The sequence below is a fragment of the Bradyrhizobium sp. LjRoot220 genome (genome assembly GCF_964252915.1).
Lineage (GTDB): Bacteria > Pseudomonadota > Alphaproteobacteria > Rhizobiales > Xanthobacteraceae > Bradyrhizobium.
This window is the reverse complement of sequence record NZ_CAXUPS020000002.1, coordinates 1,127,428-1,146,487: the sequence shown is the minus strand read 5'-3', so window position 1 is coordinate 1,146,487 and position 19,060 is coordinate 1,127,428. Positions and strand designations below refer to the sequence as shown.

General features: G+C 61.3%; 15 protein-coding genes. 4 read left to right on the top strand and 11 right to left on the bottom strand.

All coding sequences use genetic code 11. The annotated features are described in order from the left end of the window. Positions 1–3,605: beta strand repeat-containing protein (locus tag ACSQ84_RS14085; RefSeq protein ID WP_436212241.1), on the bottom strand; the 3,605-nt coding region annotated here is incomplete at its 3' end. Between the two features lie 775 nt (positions 3,606–4,380). Here ACSQ84_RS14085 and ACSQ84_RS14080 point away from each other — a divergent pair. After that, on the top strand, positions 4,381–6,024 hold the full coding sequence (locus ACSQ84_RS14080) for a hypothetical protein (protein WP_436212240.1): 1,644 nt from the start codon (positions 4,381–4,383) through the stop codon (positions 6,022–6,024). A gap of 52 nt (positions 6,025–6,076) precedes the next feature. Here the strand turns inward: ACSQ84_RS14080 and ACSQ84_RS14075 are convergent, their stop codons facing one another. Together ACSQ84_RS14075 and ACSQ84_RS14070 are read right to left on the bottom strand one after the other, a co-directional pair. After that, complete coding sequence (locus tag ACSQ84_RS14075; RefSeq protein ID WP_436212239.1) at positions 6,077–6,826, bottom strand: class I SAM-dependent methyltransferase; 750 nt, start codon at positions 6,824–6,826, stop codon at positions 6,077–6,079. Between the two features lie 201 nt (positions 6,827–7,027). Then, positions 7,028–7,684, bottom strand: a complete 657-nt coding sequence (locus tag ACSQ84_RS14070; RefSeq protein ID WP_436212238.1) for a class I SAM-dependent methyltransferase — start codon at positions 7,682–7,684, stop codon at positions 7,028–7,030. Positions 7,685–7,901: 217 nt separating this feature from the next. Here ACSQ84_RS14070 and ACSQ84_RS14065 point away from each other — a divergent pair, with 217 nt between their 5' ends. Continuing rightward, positions 7,902–8,225: a hypothetical protein gene (locus ACSQ84_RS14065; RefSeq protein WP_436212237.1), complete on the top strand. Its 324-nt coding sequence runs from the start codon at positions 7,902–7,904 to the stop codon at positions 8,223–8,225. Between the two features lie 281 nt (positions 8,226–8,506). Next, positions 8,507–9,700: a CaiB/BaiF CoA transferase family protein gene (locus tag ACSQ84_RS14060; RefSeq protein ID WP_436212236.1), complete on the top strand. Its 1,194-nt coding sequence runs from the start codon at positions 8,507–8,509 to the stop codon at positions 9,698–9,700. A gap of 83 nt (positions 9,701–9,783) precedes the next feature. On the opposite strand, the gene ACSQ84_RS14055 is transcribed toward ACSQ84_RS14060, so the two are convergent. The 6 genes from ACSQ84_RS14055 to ACSQ84_RS14030 form a co-directional block, all read right to left on the bottom strand. Further along, positions 9,784–10,683, bottom strand: a complete 900-nt coding sequence (locus ACSQ84_RS14055; protein WP_436212235.1) for an outer membrane protein — start codon at positions 10,681–10,683, stop codon at positions 9,784–9,786. Between the two features lie 396 nt (positions 10,684–11,079). Continuing rightward, a complete protein-coding gene (locus ACSQ84_RS14050) occupies positions 11,080–11,922 on the bottom strand; it encodes an outer membrane protein (RefSeq protein ID WP_436212234.1) in 843 nt (280 codons plus the stop codon). A gap of 157 nt (positions 11,923–12,079) precedes the next feature. Further along, positions 12,080–13,597: a tripartite tricarboxylate transporter permease gene (locus tag ACSQ84_RS14045; RefSeq protein ID WP_436212233.1), complete on the bottom strand. Its 1,518-nt coding sequence runs from the start codon at positions 13,595–13,597 to the stop codon at positions 12,080–12,082. A gap of 18 nt (positions 13,598–13,615) precedes the next feature. Continuing rightward, positions 13,616–14,158 (bottom strand): tripartite tricarboxylate transporter TctB family protein, encoded by a 543-nt coding sequence (locus tag ACSQ84_RS14040; protein WP_436212232.1) that lies wholly within the window; start codon positions 14,156–14,158, stop codon positions 13,616–13,618. 129 nt (positions 14,159–14,287) lie between these two features. Then, positions 14,288–15,382: an S-methyl-5-thioribose-1-phosphate isomerase gene (gene mtnA / locus ACSQ84_RS14035; protein WP_436212231.1), complete on the bottom strand. Its 1,095-nt coding sequence runs from the start codon at positions 15,380–15,382 to the stop codon at positions 14,288–14,290. Further along, a complete protein-coding gene (locus tag ACSQ84_RS14030; RefSeq protein ID WP_436212230.1) occupies positions 15,379–16,254 on the bottom strand; it encodes an S-methyl-5'-thioadenosine phosphorylase in 876 nt (291 codons plus the stop codon). The genes mtnA and ACSQ84_RS14030 overlap by 4 nt, the downstream gene beginning before the upstream one ends. Positions 16,255–16,420: 166 nt before the next feature. Between ACSQ84_RS14030 and ACSQ84_RS14025 the strand changes: the two genes are divergently transcribed. After that, a complete protein-coding gene (locus ACSQ84_RS14025; protein WP_436212229.1) occupies positions 16,421–17,071 on the top strand; it encodes a class II aldolase/adducin family protein in 651 nt (216 codons plus the stop codon). 14 nt (positions 17,072–17,085) lie between these two features. On the opposite strand, the gene ACSQ84_RS14020 is transcribed toward ACSQ84_RS14025, so the two are convergent. Continuing rightward, the gene (locus ACSQ84_RS14020; RefSeq protein ID WP_436212294.1) at positions 17,086–18,033 is read right to left on the bottom strand and encodes a Bug family tripartite tricarboxylate transporter substrate binding protein; all 948 of its coding nucleotides are present in this window, start codon (positions 18,031–18,033) and stop codon (positions 17,086–17,088) included. Between the two features lie 226 nt (positions 18,034–18,259). Next, positions 18,260–19,057, bottom strand: coding sequence for an enoyl-CoA hydratase/isomerase family protein (locus tag ACSQ84_RS14015; protein WP_436212228.1), 798 nt, complete (start codon positions 19,055–19,057; stop codon positions 18,260–18,262). Positions 19,058–19,060: the final 3 nt, after the last annotated feature.

Below are 19,060 nucleotides of genomic sequence, written 5' to 3'. Positions count from 1 at the left end.
TCTGCGAGGTGGTTGATGTCGGCATTGTCGACCGTGTAGTTCCAGGTCACGGCGCCGCCATGGGTCGCCGTCGCCTCGGTGAGGTCAGCCGTCAGGGTGCCGAGATAGCCCACGGATGACGGCGCCACTTCGACGTCGTGCGTGTCGAGTGTATCGACATCGCTGAACGGCAGCAGGCCGTCGACGCTGTATGATCCGCTGTCCTCGACGACGCGGCCGATGGTGTCGCCCAGCGTCACGGTGTCGACCGCGATGCCGCCGGGAACGTTGATCGAGGTGAACCAGCCGTAGCGGTTGCCACCCACTTCCGCCGGAATCGTATCCAGCGGACTGGACAACGTCGCGATGTGCGTCACGGTGCCGTCTTCGGCGACCAGGTTGAGGTCGACCGAGAGCACGCCGCCGACATCGTGGAACACGTGCTGCAGCGTGTACCAGCCGCTCTGCGTGATCTCTTCCGAGTTCGCGGCCGGATCGTTCGAGTTGAAGCCGGCATTGTTGTTGCCGCCGACGTAAAGTGTACCCGACCCCTCGCTGACGACGTGGAACACGAAGTCGCGCTGATGATTGCCGTCCGCGCCGTTGGCCGCAACCGAGTACTCGAAGCCCTGGTTATCCGCCCAGCTGGTGTCGAGATAAACCTTGACGCCGGAGGTCAGGCCATCGGTGAAGGTGCTGCGATAGCCGTCGAACCGCGTGAACGCACCTGTCGAACCGCCAGCGCCGCCATTGACCGTGTTGTCGGTGAGAACAGCGAACTGGCCGCCATCGGCCGCCGTTACGGTCGTGCCGTTTGCAGACAGCTGCGAGGCAACGCGCACAATCGTACCGCGATCTGATCCGGCGACCATGCCAGACAGAATCCCGGCGGAATCCGACTCAAAGCCCTGGTTGAAGCCGAGCTGGGCGATATCGTTCGAGCCGTTGACCGTGACCGTCACGGTCTGGGTCGCCGTCGCGCCGTTCTGGTCCGTTACCGTCGCGATGAAGCTCTCGGTCACCGCCTGGCCTTCCGCCAGCGCCCTGGTCTCCGCACGGGCGTTGTCCACCGTGTAGGTCCATTTGCCGTCAGCGGCGATCGCGAACGTGCCATAGGTGCCGTTGGCGTTGCCGCTCCAGGTCATCGTGTCGCCGTCGACATCCGTCGCCACCAGCTGGCTGGCGCCGCCGGCAAGCCCGTTGGCCTGGTCGAACGCCAGCGCGTTGTTCGTTGAGCCTTCGTTGCCGCTGTAGTACGGGCGGGTGAGCAGGTCGGACATATCTTCGGTGGCAAGCTTGGCAAGGATCGCCTGATAGTACGCCTCGTTCGGCGCAGGATTGCTGCCGCTGGTGCTCAGCTTGTCGAGCAGACCGCCACTCGACAGGTTGCCGAGCAGATTGTCATGCAGCGACTGCACGCGATCCGGCGCCGTGCCGGCATCGCCACCGTCCGGTGTGTACTTCACGATCACGTCCAGCAGCGGCTTGCCGCCGCCTTCCAGATAGTTCGCGTACTCGATCGACAGGAATGCCGACACCGTGTTGATGTAGGTGTTGTAGTAGCTGTAGTTGTCGTCGATGTGATCCCACACGATCGCAATCGCATCGGCGCGGCCCGAGCCAGCCGGAAGCTGGCCCTGGATCGCCGTCAGCACCGCGTCCATGTCGATCGTCGTCGGATCCAACGCCAGCATCGCCGCGACGTCGATCTGCTGCACCGGCTCGAACTTGTTGTTGGCCGCAACGTCCGCCGTCACGACATTGTCCAGCGCGCCGCCCGCATACACACCGGTGGCAGCGCCGCCGACATCGACCGTCGGCGCGTCGTTGCTGCCGGTGATGGTGATGACGAGATTGGCCGTGGCCGGGTTGCCCGAACCGTCGTCGACGTCATAGGTGAACGTATCGGTCACGAGATCGCCCACACCGAGCGATTGAACCGCGCTGGTCGGAACGTAGGTATAGCTGCCGTCGGAAGACAGATTCAGAGTCCCGTAAGACCCCGACACCCCATTGCCAACGCCGCCGCCCAATCCATTCACGGCGGTCACGATCTTCTCATCGCCCACGCCCTGGTCGATATTGATGTCGTTGGTCAGCACGTTGCCGCTGGCGCTGGCGCCATCCTCGACCGCGTTGCCGGAATCGTCGAGCGCATAGACCTGCGCATTGCCGCTGGCATCGACATCGATGGTGATGTCTTCATTCGCGCCTGTGCCACCTGCGACGCCATCGGCGCCAAGGAACACGAGATGTTCGACCGTCTGCACAGTGTCCGTGCCGTCGGTGCCGGCATTGATCGTGAGAACGCCGCCTGCCTGGGTCGCGATTCCGTCTGCAGCAGTCGCTGCAAAAATTGCCGTATCGTCGTCTGCGCCGCCGCGCAGATCGTCATTGCCTGCACCGCCGATCAGCGTGTCGTCGCCGTCGGCGCCACGGACATCGTCGTCACCAGCCTGCCCGTCGAGACGGTTGTTGTTGATGTCACCCGTCAGCGAGTCGCCGAGCTGAGTGCCAATCACGTTCTCGATGCTCACGAAGGTGTCCGATCCCGAACCGGCAGCGGAACCATTGGCTGTTCCGCTCGCGAGGTTAACGATGATCTGGGCGCCCGCCCCATTGATAGGCGAATAATTGACCGTATCGATGCCAGAGCTACCATCATAAGAATCGTTGCCGTCGCCGGCAGCCGCGACAAAAACATCGTCTCCACTGGTGCCCGAGACGTGGTCGCTCCCGCTTCCGGCCTGGATGTAGAAGGTTTCGTTTGCCGCTACCGCGGCCGGCGACAGGCTGTTGCCGGTCGCCTCGGCATCGAACGTCACGCCCGTCGTCAGGTTGCGGAAATTGAACTCGCTGTCGACGCCGACGCCGAAAACGTTGTTGGTGATGCTGGTGACGTTGGCGACGTCAGAGCCGACGCCGACGGCAATGCCTGTACCGGAATGGTCGAACGAGTTGCCGGTGATGTGGACGGTTGGCGCGAAGTTGTCCGCGTTGATGCCCGAACGGGTGTTCTCAAAAGTGTTGTTCTGGATGTAGGTGTCGCCGGCACCGCCGTTGGAATAAACGCCCGAACGCCAGTCGTCGCCGGCATAGGGATACGGATTTCCGCCTGTGATCAGATTGTTCTCGATCGTGATCGCGGTGCCCGCGCCCACGCTGGCGATCTCGATCGCGCGATGCGTCGGCTGAAGTCCGCTGCCCTTGAACGTGTTGGCATCGAATCCAGGCGCGGTGGTCGAGCTCGGATCGCGCATGAAGATCGAATTCTCGATCACATGGCCCGTTACTGTGGCCGCCTGAGTCAGGATCTTCAGCGCAACGAAGTTATCGCCCGACGTCAGCGACGTGAGCGGCTTGTCGTCGAGGAATTCGACGCCATCGATCGTCACCTGCGAGCTGGTGGTGATCGACGACTGGCCCGTGATAATGGTTTCCGCGCCGCGGACGCCGCTGCCGTCGAGGCCGGCATTGGCGCCCTGGATCGTGACGCCCACATTGATGATCAGGTCCTCATTATAGGTGCCCGCGCTGACAATGATCACATCGCCGTCGGCCGCGACGTCGATCGCCGCCTGAATCGTTGCATAGGTGCCACCGGTGCCAACCGTTAAATTAGCCATTTTGATTTCTCCCTTGGACGCTGATGCGTCCCAATAAAAATTCGGCCGACGACCTGTTCAGGCCGCTGCGCCGCTGATCAACGTGATGATTTTTGCTGAGTGCTAGTTTGAAGAATCGTGGTGCGAGACCGGATCAAACTTCCCGGTTGCTGCTGTCGGACCTGGCGGCGCGCGCAGTCGAAGCAATCAATGGACAAAATCATTCAAGTACTCCACACGCAAAAAAATGCCCCGCCGCGATTAACGCCGCGCGCGGAGCCTGAAAAGAATCCTGAAATGTTCGGAAATTCCGGCGACGCGCTCCCAACGGAGCGAACCAGCCGACTCAAAACCGCACACAATTTCTAGTGCGCGCGGAAGATCCGCACGCCAAACGCAACTCATCGCCAACCCCTGCCCCCCGATTAGTCCGGAGGTGTTTCCTGTGCCGGTAAGATTCCAGTAATCATCTTGGAATGCAATAAGTCACGGAAAATTAACACTAATATGAACGGTCGACTGTTAATGATTGCGACGACCGCATGGAATACGAACATAACTAGTTGTATTTGCTCACAAACGCGCGGCGTGCGATTTGACGGCCAAGTTGTGGCATAACCCAACTGGGTTATGTGATTTTTTGAGCGATGATTAGACTTTTAACCAAGTTTTGGGAAAAACTATTCCAAGTCGGGCTTGCGCCTCGCCCCAGGCGGCGCGCTTTTGATTCTGCCGACACGACGTCGGCGACCAGGCTTGCCCGCACATCGCGCGCCTAATTATCAGCCGATTGCCAATGGCGGAAAACAATCCTGGAATGTCGCGGCGTCGTTTGCGCAGGGCTTCCGACGAAACGAATGCTGTCCGCCGTTTTCCGCCATCCACAGACTTCATTTGCAACACGCTCCCGACAACGACCGATCGGAACTGCGGCGGGAATGGACGCGCGCTCTGCTGCTTGCAGCCAGCGGAGCAACCGCATACGAACACCCCTATGAAGTCCATTTTCCTCGTCAACTCGATTTCGGGCCAGGGCCATCTCGACGCCTACGCGCGCCTCTATTCGCGGGCATTTCTCGAACTCGGGCATCGAGTCATCCTGGTCGCGGCCACGGACGGCGGGACTTCCGAATACCTGACAAGAAGCAACGTCGATCAATCGCGCTTTTCGTTTGTATCGTTTTCGGCAACGCCGCCCGAAATTCGAGTCGAGGAGGATGTAACGCGCGCGCGCCTCAGCGCCATCGAGCGGGCCCGGCTGGTCTGGAAGGAAGAGAGCGCCATTGGGATCCTGCGCAGGCTTATCGTGGTGCCGCGGCGCATTGCCCGCCGATTCGTTCCGGAATCGGCGCGCGGCGGATGGAGAAAGCTGAAGCAGACGACTGCGAGCCAGCTGGCGCGTATCCCCGGGGCGCGTGTGCTGCGGCAGTTTCTGTTTCCCGATGCGGGCCGCATCATGTTCAGTGCGTTGCTCCGCTGCGTGCAGAAGGCCGTCACCATAGCGGGCGGCAAGCCACCGGACCTGGTGTTCTTCCTGTATCTCGATCTGATGGCAGAGGGACCAGCCAACGTCGTCGCATTGGACACGATCGGCGGCTGGCCATGGGCCGGCATTCGGTTTCATCCGCGGCTCAGAGAATCGTCCGACGCGCGTATCGAGAGGTATTTTGAATCGAGAACCGCGCGGGGCGGCGTGTTCCTGGTGCCGGATGCCGCCGATCTATACGCCAAAGCTGTGCCGCGCCTGAAATTCCTGCTGGTTCCTGATGTCGCCGATCTGGAGCTGGCCAGTGAGTTGCCGCCGGTTGCGCAACAAATTCGAGAGCGTGCCGCCGGGCGCACGATCATCCTCCAGATCGGCACGATTGCCCCCCACAAGGGGATCATGACGCTGCTCGATGTCATCGCGAAGGCCGATCCACAACGGTTCTTTTTCGCGCTGGTCGGCGAAGTCTACTGGCAGAGCTTTGGAAACAACGAACCGCAATTGCGGAATTTCTACGCGCAAGCGCCCGAGAACGTCCTCACCCATGATGGCTACATGGCGGACGAGCGCGATTACAACAGCCTCGTCGCCGCTTGTGATGTCATCTATGCCGTCTATAGCGGCTTCAATAGTTCGTCGAACTCGCTTACCAAGGCCGCCGGACTTCAGCGCCCGATTCTGGCGACGAGGAATTCACTGATGGGAGAACGCATTCTGGCCCACGGGATCGGGCTGGCGAGCGACAACGATGCCACGGAAATACTTGCGGCGCTGGAACAGCTGGCGATAGGCAAGGCCGATGCCTTCAGATTCAACAGCTATGCCGATCAGCACTCGCTCGCCCAATTGAAATCGGTGCTGGCGGAGGGGCTGCCGCTTTGGCTTGCTGGACCGGAAAAGCCCGACAGTCCCGTCCCGACAAACCAGAGCGGAATGCGATCAGGCCCGCCGTGACGATGGACCATTTTCTGCTGGTGCGTGAACGTGCTGGCGGAGGGGCTGCGCCTCACGGCTTTTCATAAAAATGACCGTAGATCGAGCGTCCGTAGATATCGTCGGTCTCGCCAGCTTCCTTTTCGCGCAGATAGAACGCCCGATAATTGCTGGTTGCGTCCGTTCTGGCGAGGCACGGGTCGACGCCGCGTCTGGATACTTCCGCGCGAATTTGGTCGAGAACGAACTGGCCGTACATCGGAAAGGCGCTCTTTCGGCAGAGATAGGCCTTCTCGGCCGTCACCAGAAACATCGTCAGGTTGGTCGGCTTGGTGAAGAGATATTTGAAGGTAGCGGCAAGGATCTGGGAATAATTCAGGTTGGTATAGTCGTCGAGACATACGATGCCGTCGTTGGCGAGGACGTAGTCGGCGATGGCCATCTCATGGACGGTCGGGTCGAACATGTGGCTGGCATCGATGTGACAGAACCGGATCGATTTCTTCTGCTTCCGGAAATTCCAGCGGAACAGCCGCTGCGTGTTGGCGATGTTGTATTTGATATCGACGCCGACCCGCTCCAGATTCTTTCGATCGAAATAGTCGGCGATGTCGTAGAGATGCAGGGTTTCGTTCGCGGCCATGCGCCGTCCGAGAATGGCGGCCGATTTGCCGTGATACACCCCCATTTCGAGGATATCGCCAGTGATCCCGCGGAGCTGCTGAAAGGCCAGAAGCGAGTCGACGACCGCCATGGAAAATGGAGACATCATGCCTTCGATGTCTTCAGCGAGCTTCTTTGATTCAGCGAAGTGTTGGTCCATCAACCAGATTCCAATGCTCAAGGCTCAAAAGGCCGCAGGTTCAGCAGCCAACATCCCGGGGAAGCTCGGCCGCATGCCAACAACCGGCGATCCCGTTTTCTCAGCTTGCTATTACCCGGCTGAGCTGCGAACGCCAACCGGCACTTGCCCTGGGGTCGGCAGCGAGCCGTATATTTCCGGCACGAAAGCCCGAGCGGCAGTTCAGCTGCCGGCGGGCCGCTGGCAGTGGACCGCCAACTCACGAATGCCGGTCGGCTCATCGAAAAACCGATCGCGCTGTTCCACGGCGGCAAATGCGGGATCGCCGCTGTCACCCATTTCGCAACGCCGGATCGACGTGAACCCGGCCGAGGTCAACGCCGCCGCCATGGCGGGAAAGTCCCACATCCAAAGATGCTTGTTGCGTCCGAACATTTCGGAGGCAATCCCAAGCGGCCCCTTCGGATCGGCTTCGACCCCAAGATAACTTGACCGAAGCAGCCGATCGTTGGCGTCGGGGCGCGCCGCGTCCAGGTCCGCAACGTATCTCCGCGCCCTCGCTTCGAGATCAGGAACGATCAGGCGAAAGATGCCGTTCGGACGCAGTATCCGGTAGGTATTGCGCAAGGCGATGAGCATCGAAGCGCGCGACAGATGCTCCAGGACATGAGAGGCATAGACGCCATCGACTGATCCGTCGGCCAAAGGCAGCCCCCTGACGATATCGCCGAAGCTGACGTTGTCCGGAAACCGCTGCGCGTTCTTCTTGACCAGCCGGCCAGCAAGCGGAAGGCGTTCCACGCGCAGGGTGAAGGATGCGTCGTAATTCAGCCAACCCTCCGGCGCGCTATGCCCGCAGCCATATTGCACATGGACCATTTTAGTCGTCCGCCACTCTCACATTGACGCTCATTCTCGTGGCCCCTGCTCTAAGCTGGTGGAACGTTTGCGTGCGCCCCCGATTACCGCTCAACGGTGTCGGCTGAAACCGCACATTCCAACGCCAGCGGCGGTTCCGCCGCAGCAAGGCCCATTTAGCGGTCGAGGCAGGTTCAAGCAACCGATACGGGATCGCTGATAAAGCCGCAGGCTCAGAATGCGAAATGTGCTAGGCAAAAGGCCCGCGCGGGCGCTGACGATCTCTCTGCTGGCTGTAACGATCTTCCTGCCGGATTCGGATCGTTTGCTTCAGAAGGGTCACTTCTCCATGGCCAAGGCGATCGCTTCGGATGCAAAGCCCGGCACGGCGGCCGAAAAGACCACGCCGCCCGCACGCGATCCCGGGCTGGCGGTGGAGGAAGAATATCAACTGGCGCGGCGACAGAACACGGTTCAGGCCCTGGAGCTGTTCATCGCAAGGCATCCGGACGATCCCCTGGCAGCGAAGGCACGAGCCGAGTTGCGGCGGCTATCGCGCTAGGCGTGAGATGAGATCGGGTCGGGCCATGACGACGGACCATTTTTTGCTCTCGTGCCCCCCGGACGCAATGCAGCACGGGTGCTCGGGGCGGTGACCCAATCGTTTCTTTGCATGCGGTTGTTTTCGCGATTTGTGTCCTGCGGCGCACCTGCAACCCAACATGTTCGAGCCGCGATATGCTATGCATCCCGGCGCGGACACCATCCGCGATGATGGCATGACAAGCCCATGCATTTCCCCGATAATTTGACCTCGACCAACTGTTGGCTGGAGACACCTTGATGCCCTCCCCGCGCGCTTCGCAGGCCCTTTCCCGTTTCACCGTGCTCGACCTGACCCGTGTCCGTTCGGGGCCGACCTGCGTGCGGCAGCTGGCCGACTGGGGCGCCAATGTCATCAAGATCGACGCGCTGCTGGAGGACGCGGCCGGCGAACAGCCGGGCGGCCCGCGCCAGGGCTCGGACTTCCAGAATTTGCACCGCAACAAGCGGGCCATGACCCTCAACCTGAAGGATCCGAAGGGGCTCGAGGTGTTCAAGCGCCTGGCCGAGAAAGCCGACGTCGTGGTCGAGAACTTCCGCCCCGACGTCAAGACCAAGCTCGGCATCGATTATGAGAGCCTGCGCCAGATCAACCCGCGCATCGTCTATGGCAGCATTTCCGGGTTCGGACAGGACGGCCCCTACCACAAGCGGCCGGGCTTCGATCAGATCGCCCAGGGCATGGGCGGACTGATGTCGGTCACCGGCGCCCCCGGGGAGGGCCCGATGCGGGTCGGCATTCCCGTGGCCGACCTCACCGCCGGGCTGTTCTGTGCCCTTGGCATCCTGACAGCGCTGCTGGAACGCGACGTCTCCGGCGAGGGCCAGTGGGTGCAGACCTCGCTGTTGCAGGCCCAGATATTCATGCTGGATTTCCAGGCCGCACGCTGGCTGATGGAAAAGGACGTGGCCAAGCAGGCTGGCAACAACCATCCGACCAGCATTCCGACCGGCGTGTTCAAGACGTCCGACGGCTACATCAATATCGCCACCACCGGCGGTCGAATCTGGGAACGCTGCGCGCAGGCGGTCGGCGCGCCTGAACTGCTCACTAATCCCGACTACGCCACCGCTCCCGCCCGCTCGAAGAACCGTGACGCGCTCAATGCCGCCATTGGGAAGCTCACCGAGACGAAATCCACCGAGACCTGGGTCAGCGAGCTCAACGCCGCCGGCGTGCCCTGTGGCCCGATCTACTCGATTGACCAGATGTTCGAGGACGACCAGGTCAAGCATCTCGGCATCGCCCAACACGTGCCCAACGACGAAAACAGGCATATCCAGCTGGTCGGTCAGCCGGTGACGCTGTCGCGCACGCCAAGCAGCATGGCGGCACGCCCGCCGGAGTTCGGCGAACAGACCGAAGAAGTGCTTGCCGAATTCGGTTTTGGCAAGGACGAGATCGCCGACCTCAGGCAACGCAGGGTCGTCTGACGGAACGCCCCAAATGCCGGTAATTCGGCGCATGAAAAAGCCCCGGAAAACCGGGGCTTTTTGTATCGCGTAGCCGTTGCCGCTCAGTACTTGGCGACGACGGGGCCACCGAACCGGTAGTTCAGGCCGACGCGCACGATGTTGTCGGTGAACTTGGTTCGGAAGCTGGACGTGAGGGTTGTGGTGGTTACGGTGTTCTGGCCGAGCAATGGGGTATTCAACTGGTTCACGACGCCTGTGGCCGACGCACCGCTGCTGCCGACGTCTCCGAGATCCATGTAGAGGTATTCAAGCTTGACCGACCAGTTGCGATCAATGGCGGCCTCAGCGCCGGCACCAATCGTCCAACCGGCGCGCGTCGATCCCCAGCTCAGCGGGATCAGCGGTGCGGTCGCCGACAGGTGGCCGTAAGCCAGACCGCCGGTCGCGTACAGCAAGATGCGCTCGGTCGGGAGGAAACCGACGCGACCGCGCACGGTACCAAACCAATCGAGCTTGTAGTTTGCCGTCAATATGCCCGTGCCAACAGCGCATCCGGCGACGAGACAGACGTCGGCGCTACCGCGCTGATCGCTATACTGAATGTCACCTTCCAGGCCGAACAACCAGGTTCCGCGCTGCCAATTGTAACCGGCCTGTCCACCACCGATGAAGCCGTCGACGTTCGCACGTCCGGTCAAAGGCAAGGCTGCGAGGACCGTGTTGGTGGAACTGAGAAGGTCCGGACCTGCAGTACGGAATACGCTGACATTCTGGGTTCCCGTCAGCGTGCCGTCGGTGCTTGCGCGGCCCCAGCTGTAACCAGCGTTGCCGCCGATATAGAAGCCGGTCCAATCATAAACGACGGCGACGACCGGGGCCTTGGTATAGGGCCGCGGCGCGAGATCAGCCGCCAATGCGTTTGTCGTCAGCAGCGTGGCAATCGCGGCGCCTGTGATCAAAATGCGCTTCATCGGTTTCCCCAAAAAGATGAAATTAAACATGGAACCCACTATACAGAGAATCCGCTCGTGGCCTGTTACCCGTCAGCAACAAGGGGATTTAAACGGGTTCCATTAATGGGGTGGGCCGGGTCAACGTGAAACCGCTGAAGTCGACCTAAGCACAGGCAAATCCGATTTTTCGCCGTTCGCATCAGCGCGGTGACGCTCCCAAACGCCTTGTCGATGACAGGAGAAGCTGTCGCAGACGCCAACCGGCATACCAGTACCGGTCGCCGGAGGGCGAATTCGGCTTTGGCAAGGACTAGATCGCCGACCTCAGGCAACACTGGGTGGTTTGACAGACAGCCCAAATGCCGGGAATTCGTCGTGCCGGGCATTCGGCGCATGAAAAAGCCCCGGAATACCGGGGCTTTTTTGTTGCGGTCGTTCCGCCGCTCAATACTTGGCGACGACCGGCCCTGTGGTGAACTGATAGTTGATGCCGACGCGGGCAATGTGGTCGTGGAATTTCACCCTGACCTCATCGGCGGTACCGCCGAAATAGGTCTGCGACCCCAGGTCCATATAGAGGTATTCGGCCTTCGCCGACCAATTGGGGGTGAACTTCTTTTCCAGACCCGCGCCGACCGTCCAGCCAACCCGGGTCGAGCTTCCCGACAATACGGGTCCTGCGAGCGTAACGGCTGCGCCGATCGGCGTCGTGCTGTTAACTCCCGGACCAAACAATTGCGCCGTGGCTGTGGTTTGCGTGCTGAACTTGACCTCGCCAACCGCCAGGCCGCCCGTCACGTACAAAAGCAAACTCGGATCGACGAGCGCGCCGGTCCTGCCCCTGAAGGTTGCAAACCAGGGTAGCTCCGTGCTGCGGACGTTGCTGGCCGAAAGGGCGATTGCATTGTCACCAACGGGTATTCGTACCGAACCCAGCAAGGTGGTCGCGCTGCCGCGTTCACCGGTGCCCTGAATGTCAGCTTCGAGACCAAACAACCAGCGCCGATCGACCTGCCAGTTGTAGCCCGCCTGCGCGCCGCCAAGCCACCCGTCAACGTTGTGACGAACGTTCGTGAGCGCGGGCAACAACGGGACCACCGCAACCGTCGAATCGGACCGGCCCCAGCTGTAACCGCCATTGAGACCAACATAGAAGCCGGTCCAGTTATAGCCGGGATCTACGATCACCGGCGCCTTGGTATAGGGCCGCGGCGCCATATCCGCCGCCAGTGCGTTGGTAACGGACAGCGAAGCAATCGCGGCGCTTGCGATCAAAATGCGCTTCATCGGTTTCCCCTAAAAGGTGAAATTGAACATGGAACCACTATACAGGGAATTCGCCCGTAGCCTGTTACCCACGAGCAACAAGCGGACGCAATCGAGTTCCATCCACGGGTTGGTCGGAGCTAGGTGAAGAAACCCTGAAGCCGAGCCAAACATCGGGCTATGCAGGGCTTTTTGCCGTCCGCATCAACCGGGTGATGCTGCTAAACGCTTTGTCGATCACCGGCCAGAACAAGAGAACGATCGCCAGTGTTGTAATCGAACCAACCAGGCCGTTCGACCAGAACACCTTCATGTCGCCGCCGGAGCCGATCATCGACAGGCGAAACGCATCCTCGGCGCGGTTGCCGAGCACCAGCGCCAGCGTAAACGGCGCCAGCGGAATTCCGATCTTCTTGAAGACGTAGCCGACAACGCCGAAGCCGAGCATCAGCCAGATATCGAACATGGCGTTCTGGATCGCGTAGGCGCCAATCGCGCAGGACACCACGATCATCGGCGCGACGGCTGCGAACGGCACCCGCAGGATCGAGGCAAAGATCGGCACCGTCGTCAGCACCAGCACGAGACCGACCACGTTGCCGAGATACATCGAGGCGATCAGGCCCCAGACGAAATCCTTGTGCTCGACGAACAGCAATGGCCCGGGGTTGAGGCCCCACACCATCAAGCCGCCGAGCAGGATCGCCGCGGTGCCGGAGCCGGGAATACCGAGCGCCAGCATCGGCAGCAGTGCCGCGGTGCCCGAGGCATGCGCCGCCGTTTCCGGCGCGAACACACCTTCGATGCGGCCCTTGCCGAAGCCGTCCGGATCCTTGGAAAAGCGCTTGGCGAGATTATAGCCCATGAACGAGGCCGCGATCGCACCGCCCGGCGTGATGCCGAGCCAGCAGCCGATGAACGACGAACGAAACAGCGTCATCCAGTATTTCGGCAGGTCCCTCCAGACCGACAGCACGACGCGCAGGCTGATGCCGGCGGCATGTCCGCGCAGCGCGAGGCGCTCTTCCATCGTCAGCAGGATCTCGCTGATGCCGAACAGGCCGATCACCGCGACCAGAAAATTAATGCCGCGCAAGAGGTCGGTCGAACCGAAGGTCATACGAAGCTGGCCGGATACCGTGTCCATGCCGACGCCGGCGAGCAACAGACCGAGCGACATCGAAATGACCGTCTTGTGCTTGGCCTCGCGGCCGAGCCCCACAAAAGAGCAGAAAGTGAGCAGATAAACCGCGAAGAATTCCGGCGGCCCGAACTTCAACGCAAAGGACGAGATCATCGGCGCCAGGAACGTGATCAGCAGCACCGCCACCAGCGAACCGATAAAGGACGAGGTGAAGGCCGCGGTCAGCGCTTCCGCCGCCCTGCCCTGTTGCGCCATCGGATAACCGTCGAACGTGGTCGCGACCGACCAGGCTTCGCCGGGGATGTTGAACAGGATGGAGGTGATGGCGCCGCCGAACAGGGCACCCCAATAAATGCAGGACAGCATTACAATGGCCGAGGTCGGATCCATCGTGAAGGTCAGCGGCAGCAGGATCGCTACGCCGTTCGGCCCGCCCAGCCCCGGCAGCACGCCGACGAAAATGCCGAGCACCAGCCCGACCATCATCAGAACAAGCGTCTTCCACGTCAGCAGGACGGCAAAGCCGTGCATGAGTAGACCGAAGGCTTCCATCGAACTTCCTGCGATCTACTAGCGGCCGAGGGCCGCTTCGAGCGGGCCCTTCGGCATGATGACGTCAAACGCGATGTCGAAGGTCACGAACATCACAGCGGTGAACACGAAGGCGGTCAGCAGTGATTTCCACAACGCGATCTTGCCGACCACGCGCATGAAGACCGAAATCAGGAGGAAGCTTGCGACATAGAGCCCGAGAAATTGCATGGCCAGACAGAACAGCAGCGTCGGCACGAACACGGCCATGACGCGGCGAAGTTGCGCCCGCGTGACGAAAGTCTCGGCGGCCTCCTTGCGCGACAGGAACGCGGTGACGAGGCCATAGAGGCTGGCGCCACCAAGGATGACCGACAGATAGAACGGAAAATAACCGGCCTGCGGGCCGGTAGAGTCCCAGGCGGCGCCGGTGCGCCAGTTGTCCCATCCGAGCGTCAGCGCCAGGGCCAGCAACAGCAGCGACACCACGACGTCGACGATGCGCACGCTCGTCACGACGGGTGAATTGGCCTCCGGTGCGGTGGGATCGTCGACGACGATTTCGATGTCGGTATTTGACATTGGATGAGATCTGTCCCGCTAACTGGTGGCATACGGGATACAGTGCTGGCGTTACCGGCGTCAATGTAACCTTCAGCGGCTACTTTGGTTTGGCGGGTTTTCTCAACCCGGGCCGGCTTCCACGGAACGCTATCGGACCCGATCGGGAAACGTGCTCGCAAGTGCAGCACGTTCAGGCCTCAGCACACCACGCTCGGTGATCAGCCCCGTCACCAGCCGTGCCGGCGTGACGTCGAACGCATAATTGGCGACCGCCGATCCCGCAGGCACCACGCGCACCGTTTCGATACGCCCATCGGCGGTGCGGCCGGTCACGTTGGCCACCTCATCGGATGCGCGCTGTTCGATCGGAATCTGCTTTATGCCGTCGTCGATACCAAAGTCGATCGTCGGCGACGGCAGTGCAACATAGAACGGCACGCCGTTGTCGTGCGCGGCGAGTGCCTTCAAGTAGGTTCCGATCTTGTTGCAGACATCGCCATTGGCAGCTACCCGGTCGGTTCCGACGATGGCCAGATCGACCATCCGGTGTTGCATCAGGTGGCCACCGGTATTGTCGGCGATTACCGTATGCGGGACGCCGTGGTGGCCAAGTTCCCATGCCGTGAGCGAAGCGCCCTGATTACGGGGACGCGTTTCATCGACCCAAACATGAACCTTCAGGCCACGATCATGCGCGAGGTAAATTGGAGCCGTCGCGGTGCCAAAATCGACCGTAGCCAGCCATCCGGCGTTGCAGTGAGTCAGGATGTTGACCGTCTCGCCCGGCTTGGCTGCGGCGATCGCTTCGATCAGCGCCAGACCGTGCCGGCCGATATCCTGATTGATCGCGACGTCCTCCTCCGCGATTTCAGCGGCACGCTTGTAGGCCGCCACGACACGTCCTGACGGCGGCAAGGGCCGCAGCATCCCGTGCATTTCATCGAGCGCCCATTTCAAGTTGATGGCCGTCGGCCGGCTCGCAATCAGCATCTTGTAGGCGAAGTCGAGCGCCGCATCGGAGGCATCGGCGCGCATCGCCAGCGCCATGCCATAAGCCGCGGTTGCGCCGATCAGCGGCGCGCCGCGCACCAGCATGGATCGGATGGCTTCGCCGGCCTCCGCCGCAGTCGTCATCCGCGCGATGACGAATTCATGCGGCAGCCGCCGCTGGTCGATCGCCCCGACCGACCATCCATCGGGCTCGAGCCAGATGCTGCGAAAATGTCTGCCATCGACCTTCATGAGCGCAACACCCTGCCGGCCACCGCGTCGAGTTTCCTGAGCAATTTGGGATCTCGCGCCTCCGGCGCCGTGATCAGCGCGGTATCGAGGGCCCGGTCCGAACCGATCGGACACGGCTCATGCTGGCGCGGGAAATCCCTGGCAAGGCGCGCGACCAGGCCCTTGGCCTTTTCGGCATTCGAATTCAGCACGCGAATGATGTCCTGAACCGTCACTGCGTCGTGCTGGGGATGCCAGCAATCGAAATCGGTGACCATAGCGACGCTAGCGTAGCAGATCTCGGCCTCGCGGGCGAGCTTGGCTTCCGGCATGTTGGTCATGCCGATCACCGAATGGCCCTGCGCCTTGTAGGCAAGGCTCTCGGCAAGGCTCGAGAACTGCGGACCCTCCATACAGACATAGGTGCCGCCTTGGACGGCCGCGATGTCCTCGGCCCTGGCGGCCGCCGCCAGATGCACCAACAGGCGCGGTGACACCGGATGAGCCATCGAGACATGGGCAACGCAGCCTTTGCCGAAGAATGAACTCTCGCGCTTGTGGGTGCGGTCCACGAACTGATCCACGAGCACGAATGTGCCAGGCGGGAGATCCTCCCGAAACGAACCGCAGGCCGAGAGCGAAACCAGGTCGGTAACCCCTGCCCGTTTCAGCACGTCGATATTGGCGCGGTAGTTGATATCCGAGGGCGACAGCACGTGCCCCTTCCCATGCCGCGGCAGAAATACGATCGGCAGCCCGGCAATGACGCCATGCCTGACGGGCGCAGAAGCTTCGCCCCAAGGGCTTTCGATCGTCTCGTCGCGGACGCTTTCCAGCCCCGGCAGATCGTAGATGCCGGATCCGCCGATAATGCCAAGCACGGCATTCGTCATGATTGCTCCCACATTGCTTGTTGCGGCGGAACCGCTCCGACGTACAACCGCGCAGATGTTCGACTATACTGCGACGCAATAATCAACCATTGTTCGCCCACTGCAAAGGCCTCTGACAGGCCTTATGATGTGACGGCGCCACGGCGCAGCGATCAGGAGAAAGTGGATGCCGACCAGCAACGAGCGGGAAAAGCGCCAGTCCATCATCGACGCCTGCCGCAACATGAACGCACTGGGCATCAATCAGGGCACTTCCGGGAATATCAGCCTGCGGCATGAGACCGGCCTGCTGATCACACCGACCAGCGTGCCCTACGAGGCGATGCAGCCCCAGCAGATCGTATTCATGGGCCTGGACGGTTCGTTCGATCCGGCGCAGCGCCCGTCGAGCGAGTGGCGGTTTCACCTCGACATCCTCAGGGCACGGCCCGAGGTCCACGCGGTGGTGCACGCGCACCCACCCTATTCGACGATCCTCGCGATCATGGGTCTGGAAATCCCGCCGATCCACTACATGATCGCGGTCGCCGGCGGCGACACCATCCGCTGCGCGCCCTACGCGACATTCGGCACCCAGGAGCTGTCGGAACACGCCGTGCGGGCGCTCGAGGACCGATTGGCCTGTCTGCTGGAACATCACGGCATGATCGCCGTCGGACCTTCGCTGTCGAAGGCAATGTGGCTTGCGGTGGAGGTCGAGGCGCTGGCGCGACAATACTACGGCTGCCTTCAGATCGGCACGCCGCGGTTGCTGCCCAAAGCAGAGATCAAGAACGTTCTCGGCAGGATCGCTGGATACGGTCCGGCCGAGAAATAACGCGCTGCGGTTGGCTACTTCGCCACGAAACCGGCTTCGTTCATCAGCGAGGCGTTGAGCTTGTCGTCCTCTTCGAGGAACTTCACCATATCCTTGCCGGTGAGGAAGATCGGCTTCAACGCCTGCTTTTCCATGTATTCCTTGTACTCCGTGGTCTGCGTCACCTTCTGGAACAGATCGACATAGAATGCCTGCTGTTCCGGCGTGACCTTGCCCGGCAGGAACATCGCGCGCAGCATCAGATACTGCACGTCGAGCCCTTCTTCCTTACAGGTCGGAATGTCGTTCCAGGATTGCGTCTCGGTGACCTTGGTCTTGTAGGCGATCCGCTCCTTGTCGAACACGCACAGCGCGCGGACCTGGCCGGCGCGCCAGACCTCGAGGTTTTCGGACGGGTTGTTGACGTTGGATTCGGTATGGTTGCCGACCAGTTGCGTCGCGGCCTCGCCGCCTGATTTATAAGGCAGATAGGAGAATTTCGCGCCGGTCCTCTGCTCCATGAACACGGTGAGCACGTGATCCTCACGCTTGGAGCCGGTGCCGCCCATCTTGAACGGCGAACTTGCGGCCTTGGCGGCGGCAATGAATTCCTTCACGGATTTCGGTCCGGCGGCATTGTCCCACAGCACGAACTGGTCGAGCGCGACCACCGACACCGGCGTGAGATCGCGCCAGTTGAAGGGAATCTTCGCCGACAATGGCAGCATGTAGATCAGCGAGTAGGCGATCAGCACCTTGTTGGGGTCGCCGTCGCTGGACTTCATGTACATCAGCGCCTCGGCGCCGGAAGCGGCGCCCTTGAGCGAGACCACTATCGGCTGCTTCATCAGATTGTTCTTCTGGATCGCCGCCTGCATCATGCGCGCCATCTGGTCGGAGGCGCCGCCGGCGCCTGCTGCGACCACGATTTCAACCGGTTTGGTCGGCTCCCAGGCAGCGAACGCCGGCGCACTGACGATCATGGCCGCCAAGGCGGCCGTGGCTTTGAGGATCTGTCCCACGTGTTTCTTCCCTATGTATTTGTTTTAATAATAGAAACGTAACCACGCACCGTCCCATTGTGCGGATTTAACAGCACCAGTTCAAGTCGAACCACCCCACACTGCCTATGACTTTCGCATGAGCCAAGCGAACCATGTTCGCGACGATACGGAACCCTAATCGTGATCAATTGAACCCGGGCCGAGCCTATTTGCCCTTCCAGTTCGGCGTTCGCTTGTTGAGGAAGGCATCCATGCCTTCGCGGAAATCCTCGCTCATATAGGCGCGCAGGATCAGATCCCGGCCCTCCTCGCGCGACAGCGTGCGGCGTATACGGAGCACCGCTTCCTTGGCGGTTTCCATCGTGATCGGCGCATGACCGGCAACCAGCTTGGCGGTTTCATCGGCCCGGCGCTGCAGTGTCGGAACGTCAGGCACCACTTCGTTGAGCAGACCGAGCGACAGCGCCTCCGGGGCCTCGATCAACCGCGCTGTAAAAATCAGGTCCTTGGTCCGCGCCGGCCCGACCAGCGCGACGACGCGGCTGATATTGGACATCGACAGGCAATTGCCCAGCGTGCGCGCAATGGGAAAGCCGATGCGCGTCGTCGCGGTGCCGATCCGGATATCGCAGCAGGCAGCAATCCCGGCGCCACCACCGGTGCAGGCACCGGCAATGGCCGCAATCGTCGGCACCCGGACCTTCTCCAGTGTGCCCAGCACGCGATCGATCCGCTCCTCATATTCGAGCGCGTCCTCGGCGGTCTTGAAGGCACGGAATTGAGAGATGTCGGTACCCGATGCAAACGCCTTGTCGCCCGTGCCGGTCAGGATCATCGCCTTGATCGAGCGGTCCTGGTTGACGCTCTCGCAGATCGTCGCCATCTGCTCGTACATCGCAAATGTCAGCGCATTCCGCGCCTGCGGCCGGTTGAACGTTAGCCGGGCAATACCGTCCTCGACGGAATAGAGCAGGTCTTCAGTTGCAGCTACAGGTGCGTTCATCGC

Coding starts and splice junctions, on each gene's coding strand:
- ACSQ84_RS14080 (WP_436212240.1), top strand. CDS start 4,381: ATGGCGGAAAACAATCCTGGAATGTCGCGGCGTCGTTTGCGCAGGGCT.
- ACSQ84_RS14075 (WP_436212239.1), bottom strand. CDS start 6,826: ATGGACCAACACTTCGCTGAATCAAAGAAGCTCGCTGAAGACATCGAA.
- ACSQ84_RS14070 (WP_436212238.1), bottom strand. CDS start 7,684: ATGGTCCATGTGCAATATGGCTGCGGGCATAGCGCGCCGGAGGGTTGG.
- ACSQ84_RS14065 (WP_436212237.1), top strand. CDS start 7,902: ATGCGAAATGTGCTAGGCAAAAGGCCCGCGCGGGCGCTGACGATCTCT.
- ACSQ84_RS14060 (WP_436212236.1), top strand. CDS start 8,507: ATGCCCTCCCCGCGCGCTTCGCAGGCCCTTTCCCGTTTCACCGTGCTC.
- ACSQ84_RS14055 (WP_436212235.1), bottom strand. CDS start 10,683: ATGTTTAATTTCATCTTTTTGGGGAAACCGATGAAGCGCATTTTGATC.
- ACSQ84_RS14050 (WP_436212234.1), bottom strand. CDS start 11,922: ATGAAGCGCATTTTGATCGCAAGCGCCGCGATTGCTTCGCTGTCCGTT.
- ACSQ84_RS14045 (WP_436212233.1), bottom strand. CDS start 13,597: ATGGAAGCCTTCGGTCTACTCATGCACGGCTTTGCCGTCCTGCTGACG.
- ACSQ84_RS14040 (WP_436212232.1), bottom strand. CDS start 14,158: ATGTCAAATACCGACATCGAAATCGTCGTCGACGATCCCACCGCACCG.
- mtnA (WP_436212231.1), bottom strand. CDS start 15,382: ATGAAGGTCGATGGCAGACATTTTCGCAGCATCTGGCTCGAGCCCGAT.
- ACSQ84_RS14030 (WP_436212230.1), bottom strand. CDS start 16,254: ATGACGAATGCCGTGCTTGGCATTATCGGCGGATCCGGCATCTACGAT.
- ACSQ84_RS14025 (WP_436212229.1), top strand. CDS start 16,421: ATGCCGACCAGCAACGAGCGGGAAAAGCGCCAGTCCATCATCGACGCC.
- ACSQ84_RS14020 (WP_436212294.1), bottom strand. CDS start 18,033: ATGATCGTCAGTGCGCCGGCGTTCGCTGCCTGGGAGCCGACCAAACCG.
- ACSQ84_RS14015 (WP_436212228.1), bottom strand. CDS start 19,057: ATGAACGCACCTGTAGCTGCAACTGAAGACCTGCTCTATTCCGTCGAG.